This is a genomic window from Dactylosporangium sp. NPDC051485, assembly GCF_040682015.1.
Classification (GTDB): Bacteria; Actinomycetota; Actinomycetes; order Mycobacteriales; family Micromonosporaceae; genus Dactylosporangium.
Genome location: NZ_JBFAZW010000037.1, coordinates 77,195 through 85,223, shown reverse-complemented (window position 1 = coordinate 85,223; position 8,029 = coordinate 77,195). Strand labels below are relative to the sequence as shown.

10 protein-coding genes and 1 pseudogene are annotated in these 8,029 nt (G+C 73.4%); 5 read left to right on the top strand and 6 right to left on the bottom strand.

The annotated features are described in order from the left end of the window. Window positions 1-411: DAK2 domain-containing protein (locus AB0M46_RS22165; RefSeq protein ID WP_363338749.1), on the bottom strand; the 411-nt coding region annotated here is incomplete at its 3' end. A 203-nt stretch (window positions 412-614) separates the two neighbouring features. Between AB0M46_RS22165 and rpmB the strand changes: the two genes are divergently transcribed. After that, on the top strand, window positions 615-806 hold the full coding sequence (gene rpmB / locus AB0M46_RS22160) for a 50S ribosomal protein L28 (protein ID WP_223101777.1): 192 nt from the start codon (window positions 615-617) through the stop codon (window positions 804-806). A gap of 98 nt (window positions 807-904) precedes the next feature. Here rpmB and AB0M46_RS22155 read toward each other — a convergent pair whose 3' ends face one another. Continuing rightward, window positions 905-1,372, bottom strand: coding sequence for a GNAT family N-acetyltransferase (locus AB0M46_RS22155; protein WP_363338747.1), 468 nt, complete (start codon window positions 1,370-1,372; stop codon window positions 905-907). Window positions 1,373-1,424: 52 nt separating this feature from the next. Next, complete coding sequence (locus AB0M46_RS22150; RefSeq protein WP_363338745.1) at window positions 1,425-2,387, bottom strand: thiamine-phosphate kinase; 963 nt, start codon at window positions 2,385-2,387, stop codon at window positions 1,425-1,427. A 145-nt stretch (window positions 2,388-2,532) separates the two neighbouring features. On the opposite strand from AB0M46_RS22150, the gene AB0M46_RS22145 reads away from it, so the two are divergent. Both AB0M46_RS22145 and AB0M46_RS22140 read left to right on the top strand, forming a co-directional pair. Beyond that, window positions 2,533-2,766: an Lrp/AsnC ligand binding domain-containing protein gene (locus AB0M46_RS22145; protein ID WP_363338743.1), complete on the top strand. Its 234-nt coding sequence runs from the start codon at window positions 2,533-2,535 to the stop codon at window positions 2,764-2,766. Further along, window positions 2,766-3,308, top strand: a complete 543-nt coding sequence (locus tag AB0M46_RS22140) for a DUF3515 domain-containing protein (protein ID WP_363338741.1) — start codon at window positions 2,766-2,768, stop codon at window positions 3,306-3,308. Before AB0M46_RS22145 ends, AB0M46_RS22140 begins: the two co-directional genes overlap by 1 nt. Before the next feature lie 220 nt (window positions 3,309-3,528). Here AB0M46_RS22140 and AB0M46_RS22135 read toward each other — a convergent pair whose 3' ends face one another. From AB0M46_RS22135 to AB0M46_RS22125, 3 genes are all read right to left on the bottom strand, one after another. Then, entirely contained in the window at window positions 3,529-4,641 is a 1,113-nt protein-coding gene (locus tag AB0M46_RS22135; RefSeq protein ID WP_363338757.1) for a cystathionine gamma-lyase, read from the bottom strand. 173 nt (window positions 4,642-4,814) lie between these two features. After that, on the bottom strand, window positions 4,815-5,846 hold the full coding sequence (locus tag AB0M46_RS22130; RefSeq protein ID WP_363338739.1) for an NAD(P)H-dependent glycerol-3-phosphate dehydrogenase: 1,032 nt from the start codon (window positions 5,844-5,846) through the stop codon (window positions 4,815-4,817). Continuing rightward, a complete protein-coding gene (locus AB0M46_RS22125; protein WP_363338737.1) occupies window positions 5,843-6,619 on the bottom strand; it encodes a lysophospholipid acyltransferase family protein in 777 nt (258 codons plus the stop codon). Before AB0M46_RS22125 ends, AB0M46_RS22130 begins: the two co-directional genes overlap by 4 nt. A gap of 793 nt (window positions 6,620-7,412) precedes the next feature. Here AB0M46_RS22125 and AB0M46_RS22120 point away from each other — a divergent pair. Next, window positions 7,413-7,748 (top strand): annotated as a pseudogene (locus AB0M46_RS22120) (2-phospho-L-lactate guanylyltransferase); the annotation flags it as partial. A 5-nt stretch (window positions 7,749-7,753) separates the two neighbouring features. Next, complete coding sequence (locus AB0M46_RS22115) at window positions 7,754-7,951, top strand: cold-shock protein (RefSeq protein WP_363338736.1); 198 nt, start codon at window positions 7,754-7,756, stop codon at window positions 7,949-7,951. Window positions 7,952-8,029: the final 78 nt, after the last annotated feature.

Here is an 8,029-nt window from a genome sequence, read left to right as displayed (position 1 = left end):
CGCCGCGCCGACCGAGAGCACCGTCCCCTCGACGGGGGCCGCGACCGCGCGGTAGGCGCTGCGGGCCGCCTCGTCCAGCGCCCGCGCGAGCTGCCCGCCGTCGGCCGCCGCGACCCCGTCCAGCGCCCCCGCCAGCCCCTTGAGCAGCTGGGCGAGGATGATGCCCGAGTTCCCGCGGGCGCCGAGCAGCGCACCGCGCGCCATGCGCCGCAGGACGTCGCCCGCCCCCGCGCCCGCCTCGGCCGCGGCCTCGGTGGCGGCGGTCATGGTCAGCACGAGGTTGGTGCCGGTGTCGCCGTCCGGGACCGGGTACACGTTGAGCGCGTCGATCTCGGCCCGATGGCGGCGCAGCGCGTCGAGGCCGGCGACACCCCACCGGCGGACGGTCGCGGCGTCCACGCTGTCTGGCACGCGCCAGAGCCTAACGGTGAGCGCCGTCATTCCCCACCGACCGGCCGGTGGGAGGGGCGATCGGATGCCGATTGGGTGTCCGGGCCCGGCATCAGGTAACCTTGCGGGGTTGCCCGCCGCTCACCCGGCCGGCGACGCCTGAACGAGATCCGCAGCGCGGGTCCGTTTCGACCCGAGACTGCAATCAATCCCAGGAGATCCCCGTGGCTAGCGTGTGCGACGTCTGCGGCAAGGGACCGGGCTTCGGCCACAACGTGTCCCACTCGCACCGGCGGACCAACCGCCGTTGGAACCCCAACATTCAGACGGTGCGCACCCCGGCCGGTGGCGGCACCACGCGGAAGATGCAGGTCTGCACCTCCTGCCTCAAGGCCGGCAAGGTCGTCCGCGGCTGATCCAGCCAGCACAAAGGCCCCGTGACGTGGTCACGGGGCCTTTTGCAGTATCTCTTTGCGAACCGCGCCCGGACGCCGTGGCCGGGCGCGGCTCTCGCTCAGAGGTCGCGGCCGAACGACCGCACGTCGGGGTATCCCTTGTAGTGCCCGAAATCCTCGATCCGGACATATCCGCTCCGCTCGTACAGCCCGATCGCCTCGGGCTGGGCGGTCCCGGTCTCGAGCCAGATCCGCGAGCGCCCGGTCTCCCGCGCGACCCCCTCGACCGCCGAGAGCAGCGCCTTGGCGATGCCGCGCCCGCGGAACTCCGGGGCCACGTACATGCGCTTGAGCTCCGCCGTCGTCTCGTCCTCGGCGAAGGTGCGGAAGCCGGCACACCCGGCCGGCAGGTGGTCCACGTACGCCACGAGGAATGCCCCCTCCGGCGGGTCGAACTCGCCCGGCTGGATCGGGGTGGTGTCCCCGTCCCCGCCGTACCGCGCGCTGAGATCCGCCAGCGCGGCCGTGGTGAGCTCGGTGGCGACCCGCGAGCCGTAGCGGGTCAGTCGGATGTCGATCTCGGTCACGAGCGTAAAGGGTACGACCCTCTGGGGCCCTTACCGCATCGGCGGCAGGCCGTTACCGGAAGTGATCCCATCCGGGCGCTCCCCCCGTGTACCTGCGCCCGTCGACGGTCACGCCGTCACCGGACGTGAACATGCTGGACGCCACGACGGAACCGACGACGAGCCAGTCGGCCGGCAGCTCGATATCGGGCGGGAAGGTCGCGGCGAGCGCGTGGTCGTCGCCGCCGGCCAGGATCCAGCCGTACGGGTCGACGCCGAGCGCGGTCGCGGCGTCGCGCATCGCCTCGGGCACGGTGAACGCCTCGCGGTGCAGGTCGATGCCGACCCCGCTGGCCGCGGCGATGTGCCCGAGATCGGCCAGCAGCCCGTCGGACACGTCGATCATGGACGTCGCGCCCATTCGCGCGGCGATGGGCCCCAGGTGGTACGGCACGTCCGGCCGCCGATGCGCGTCGACCAACAGCTTCGGCGAGCGGAAACCCCGCGACAGGATCGTGTACCCGGCCGCGGCATGCCCGATCCGCCCCGCGACCGCCACGACGTCGCCCGGACGCGCGCCCGAGCGCAGCAGCGGCGCCCGCCCCTCGAGGTCTCCGAGCGCGGTCACCGCGATCGTCAGGGTCGGGCTGGCCGACATGTCCCCGCCCACCACCGTCGCGCCGGTCTTCGCCGCCTCCGCGGCCAGCCCGTCGGCGAGCTCCTCGGCCCAGGAGATCTGGAGGTCCGCCGGGGTGCACAGCGCCACCAGGAGGGCCGTGGGGCGCGCGCCCATGGCCGCGATGTCGGCGAGGTTGGCCGCGGCCGCGCGGTGGCCCACGTCACGCGCGCTGGACCAGTCGCGGCGGAAGTGCCGCCCGTCGACGAGCACGTCGGTGCTCGCCACGACGCGCGCGTCCGGGGCCGCGACGACCGCCCCGTCATCGCCCGGACCGAGCAGAACAAAGGGCGACGCCGCCCCGAGCCGAGCCGTCACCCGTGAGATGAGCCCGAACTCCCCGGCGGTTGCTACGGTCACCCGTCCTCCAACCTGATGCTCGATAGTGTCGCAAAAGCCGCGTGTCATGGCATGATCACGCACGACGGTTGATTTTGCCGCTTCCATTGTTGCGGTAGGTTGGCGCCTGATCAGCGCTCGTTCTGCGCAGGGAGGGAGTTGTGTCGTGGTACAGGCCTACATCCTGATCCAAACAGAAGTCGGCAAGGCACGCGACGTGGCCTCGGCCATCCACGGCCTCAACGGAGTGGTCCGCGTGGACGCGGTCACCGGCCCCTACGACGTGGTCGTGCTCACAGAGGCCCGCAGTATCGATGAGCTCGGCCAGCTCATCGTGTCGAAGGTCCAGCTCGTGCCCGGTATCACACGCACCGTCACCTGCTCGGTGGTGCACTTATAGTGACCGCGGGGACCACGCGCCCGGGCGCGGGCGCGAGCCCGGGCCGGATCGCCACCCTGGCGGCTCTGCCCATCGCCCTGGTGGCCGGCATCGCCGCCTACTGGGCGCTGGGCGGCTTCCCGAGCCATGCCAACAAGCCAAGTGCCGCAGCGGTACCGGTCGAGGCCCCCCAGCTGGAACCGTCCACCTCCACCGTCTGCCGCGCGCTGGTCGCGAAGCTGCCGGACGTCCTGGGCGGCCTGTCCCGGCGCCCGGTCACGGCCGGCGGGGAGCAGAACGCCGCGTTCGGCGATCCGCCGATCGTGCTCACCTGTGGCGTACCGAAGCCCGCCGTTCCGGCCGACGCCCAGTTCATGGGCCTGTCGAACGTGTGCTGGTTCGCGGACGAGCAGCGCGACCGGACCGTGTGGCAGACGGTGGACCGCGCGGTGGCGCTGCGTGTGGTGGTACCGAAGGCCGCTGACGGCTCCTGGCTCGTGCACCTCTCCGCGCCCATCGTCGCGACCGTTCCGGCCACGGACTCGGAGCCGGCCTACTGCTGACCGCGACCCACGTGGTCGCTTCCACGGCTCATGGGCCCGTCTTCACGCGTCCGTGCGTCCGCGCCCCGCCACTCGCGGGCCGTGATCGCCCCTACCTGCGGGGCGTGATCACGCCCCGCCCGCGGGCCGTGATCGCACCTACTTGCGGCCGTGATCGCGTCTACCTGAGGCCCTGATCGTGTCTGCTTGAGGGTCGTGATCGCGCCGCGACGACGCGACGTCAGCCGAGCGCGGCGTCCAACGCGCGGCGAAGGTCGGCGACCAGATCGGCCGTGTCCTCCACGCCGCAGGACAGCCGCACCAGCCCCTCGGGCGCGTCGTCCCCCCACTGCGCCCGCCGGTCCGCCGACGTGTGCAGCCCGCCGAAGGACGTCGCCGCGAACACCAGCGCGGACGCCGTCAGGAAGCGGTCCACCGCCGCCTTGTCGGCCAGCGTGAAGGTGACCACGCCCGGCACGCGCCGCATCTGCCGCATCGCCGCCGCGTGGGCCGGGTCGCCCGGCCGCCCGGGCCACCGCACGGACGCGACCGCCGGGTGCCCGGCCAGCAGCTCGGCCGCCGCTGCCGCGTTCGCTGTCTGCCGCGCCAGCCGCAGATCGAGCGTGCCGAGCGACCGGTGCGCCAGCCAGGCCTCGAACGGCCCGGGAATCCCGCCCGTCCGCGCCCGCCACGTGCGGATCATCGCGACGAGCTCGGGATCCCGCGCGCACACGTACCCCAGCAGCACGTCGGAGTGCCCGGTCAGCGCCTTGGTGCCCGACGCCACGGAGAAGTCCGCCCCAAGATCGAGCGGCCGCTGCCCGAGCGGCGTGGGCGTCGTGTTGTCCACGGCGACGAGCCCGCCGGCCGCGTGGGCCCGCGCCGCCAGGTCCGCGACGTCACACACGTCCAGGCCGGGATTGGAGGGCGTCTCGAGCAGCAGCAGCCGGACCCCGTCGAACGCCGGGTACGGCCCGGCCGTCGGCATCGTGCGCACCTCGATCCCGCGCCCGGGCAGGTGCTCGGCGGCGAACGCCCGCGTCAGGAAGTACCCGTCGGTGGGCAGCACCACCGCGTCGCCCCCGCGCAGCGTGGCCAGCAGCACAGCGGTGATCGCCGCCATGCCGGAGGCGAAGACGACGCACTCGCCGCCCTCCAGCTCCCCGATGGCTCGCTCCAGGCTGCGGTACGTCGGGTTGTCCGACCGTCCGTACCCGTCCACCCCCTCCTGTGGCCCGGCCACGGGATCGAGGTGGTAGGGCGCCGCGAACAGCGGCGAGGGCAGGAACGGCGCCCCTGGCACCGGCTCCGGCACCCCGGCGTGCACCACCCGCGTCCCGTCTCCGCGGTGCATCGCGCCCTCAGGCACGGCGTTCTCGGGCACGGCGCCTCCGGGCGTGGCGCCCACGGGCATGGCGCTTTCGGGCACGGCGTTCTCGGGCACGGCGCCTCCGGGCGCGGCTGGCAGGTCTGGGGCGGGGTCGGCCGACTGCATCGCGGGGTCGGCCGGGTCCGGGGCGGGCATGGTCACTGGCCGGTCGAGGGGACGCCCGGACGCTCCGGTTTCGTCTCCCTGGACATGAGCGCGGCGATGGCCTTGAGCGGGTCCAGGCCCTCATGGCAGACCTGCTCGACCTGCTCCGTGATCGGCATCTCGACGCCGACGCTGCGCGCGAGGTCGCGGATCGACAGGCAGCTCTTGACGCCCTCGGCGGTCTGGCGGGTCGCCGCCTGGGCCTGCTCCAGGGTCTCGCCGCGCCCGAGCCGCTCGCCGAACGTGCGGTTGCGCGACAGCGGCGACGAGCACGTCGCGATGAGGTCGCCCAGGCCGGCCAGGCCCGCGAACGTCATCGGGTTGGCGCCGAGGGCCGCGCCCAGGCGCGACGTCTCGGCGAGGCCGCGGGTGATCAGCGTCGCCCGGGTGTTGTCGCCGAGGCCGAGCGCCGAGGCCATCCCGTAGGCGAGCGCGATCGCGTTCTTCACGGCCCCGCCGAGCTCGCAGCCGAGCACGTCGTCGTTGGTGTACGGCCGGAAGTACCGCGTGCTGATCGCCCGCTGGACGAGCTCCGCCCGCCGGATGTCGCGGCAGGCCACGACGGTGCCCGCGATCTGCTCGGCGGCGATCTCGGGGGCCAGGTTGGGCCCGGTGACCACGGCGACGCGGTCCGGCTCCACACCGGCCACTTCGACGATCACCTCGCTCATCCGCTTGAGCGTGCCGAGCTCGATGCCCTTCATGAGGCTCACGAGGGTCGCGTCCGGGCGGATCGTGCCGCTCCAGGCCGACAGGTTGACCCGCAGCGTCTGCGACGGCACCGCGAGCACGACCAGGTCGGCCCCGTCGATCGCCTCCTGCGCGTCGTGCGTCGCGGTGACCGCGTCCGGCAGCCACATCGTGGGCAGATAGTCCGGATTGTGGCGCTCGTCGCGGATCGCCGCGGCCAGCTCGGGACGGCGCGACCAGATGGTCACGTCCGGCGTGCCGGCGTCGGCCATCACCTTCGCGAATGCCGTGCCCCACGACCCGGAACCGAGGACCGCCGCGCGCTGGATGCTCATGCCGCCTGCTCTTCGGGACGTTGTTGCTCGGAACGCTGCTGTTCGGAACGCTGCGCCTCGGACCGCGGCTCGCCAGCCCGCTTGGCGGTCCACAGCGGCGGTGGGGTGCCGCCCCGGATCTCCACGAGCATGTCCCGCAGGTGCAGCATGATGTAATCGGTGATCTCGGTGAGCGTCTGCGCCGTCGGCTGCGCGCCCGCCCAGGCGGACAGGTCCATCGGCTCGCCCGCGATGATCGTCACCTTCGCGCGCGGGAGCAGCCGCAACTTCTTGGTCCGCGGGTCGTAGATCTGCTCCGGCCCCCACATGACGATGGGGATCACCGGCGCCTGGGTGTCCAGCCACAGCCGCGCCGCGCCGGTCTTGCCGCGCATCGGCCACAGGTCTGGCTCGCGCGACGTGGTGCCCTCCGGGTAGATGACGACGGCCTCGCCCGCCCGCACCCCCGCCCGGGCGGCCTCGAGCGCCTTGACGGCATCGGTGGTCCCGCGGCGTACGGGGATCTGGTGCACGGCCTTGAGCAGATACCCGAGCACTGGCACCTCGAACAGGCTGGACTTCGCCAGGAACGAGGGCCACCGCCCGGCGTCGAAGATGTAGTGCGCGACGGTGAGCGGGTCCGCGTGGGAGATGTGGTTGACCACAATGATCACCCCACCCTCGGCCGGGATGCGTTCCATGCCCCGCCAGGTGCGACGGGTCAGCACCTGGATCGCGGGCTTGACGGTCATGACGGCGAAACGCCGCCAGAAGCCCAGCCTCCGGCGCACCATCTCACCCTCCCCTCACGGTTCTGCTGCGAATCATGCCACTGCCAGCCGCCGGGTGGCCGTGTCAGGATGGCTCATGCTCAGCCACGGCCCGTCGACCACCCAGCCGAAGGTTGCCGACCGAGCGGCCGCCTGGGTCGCCGTGGTCCCGGTCAAACCCCTGCGATCAGCCAAGACCCGACTGCGCGGCGCCGTCCCGGAGGACGTGCATCCCGATCTTGTGCTGGCCATGGCACGCGACACCGTTGCCGCCGCCCTGTCCTGCCGCGCGGTCGCCCGGGTCGTGGTGATCTGCGATGACCCCGCGATCTGCGAGCAGCTCACCGCCCTTGGCGCGCTGTGCCTGCCCGACGTCCCGGCCGCCGGCCTGAACGCGGCCCTGACCTACGGCGCCACGTACGGCGCCGAGGCCGCCCGGCAGGTCCTCGAGCCCGGTCACCGCGCGGCCGCGACCTCCTACCTCGACGCCTCCCACCCGCGGGTCGCGCCGCCTGCCCGCGCGGACGCGGCCCACCCGGACCCCACGTGCAGGGCGCAGCCGGCCCGCGAGGACGCGGCGGGCCACGGGCCGGCCACGGGCCTGGCGCCCGAGGAGCCCGGACGCGCGGAGGCGGTCAGCACGGCCACCAGCCCGGACGCAAGCACGGGACGCCCGGACGCGGACACGGGACGCCCGGACGCCGACCCGGGACGCTTGGACGTTGGCGGGGGACGCACGGACGTCGGCGCGGAGCACCTGGACTCGGACACCGAGCGCACGGACACGGGCACGGGCACGGGGCGTGGTCGCCTGGAGGGTCTGGGCGTGGTCGCGTTGACGGCGGATCTGCCGGCGATGCGGCCCGCGGATCTCGAAGCGGCGCTGGTCTCGGCCGCGCGCACGGGCCGCCGCGCGTTCGTGCCCGACCTGGAAGGCACCGGGACGGTCCTGCTCGCCGCTCCGGCCGGGGAGGCGCTCGCCCCGCGCTTCGGGCCGGGGTCGGCGGCGGCCCACGCGCGCTCGGGCGCGGCGCGGCTCGACGGCGACTGGCCCAGCCTGCGGCGCGACGTCGACACAGCGGCCGATCTCGATGCCGCGGCGCGGTTGGGACTCGGCACGCATACCGGACAAGTCCTCTGCACGGTAGCGTGATCGGTATGCAGGGCACGGTGGCGACGTTCGACGAGGCGAGCCGCACCGGCACGGTGCTGCTCGACGACGGGGTCGAGGTGGGCTTCCCAGCCGCGGCGTTCGACGCGTCCGGGCTGCGACACCTACGGCTCGGCCAGCGGGTCCGGCTCGACCACGACGATGTGGGGACGATCACCAAGGTCACATTGCCGACCCTGCCGTAATGGCCAAGCAGCGGGAAGTTCATGTTGAGACCGGCACAAACAGGCCATGATGATCCGGTGGACGAGAGCACGACCGGT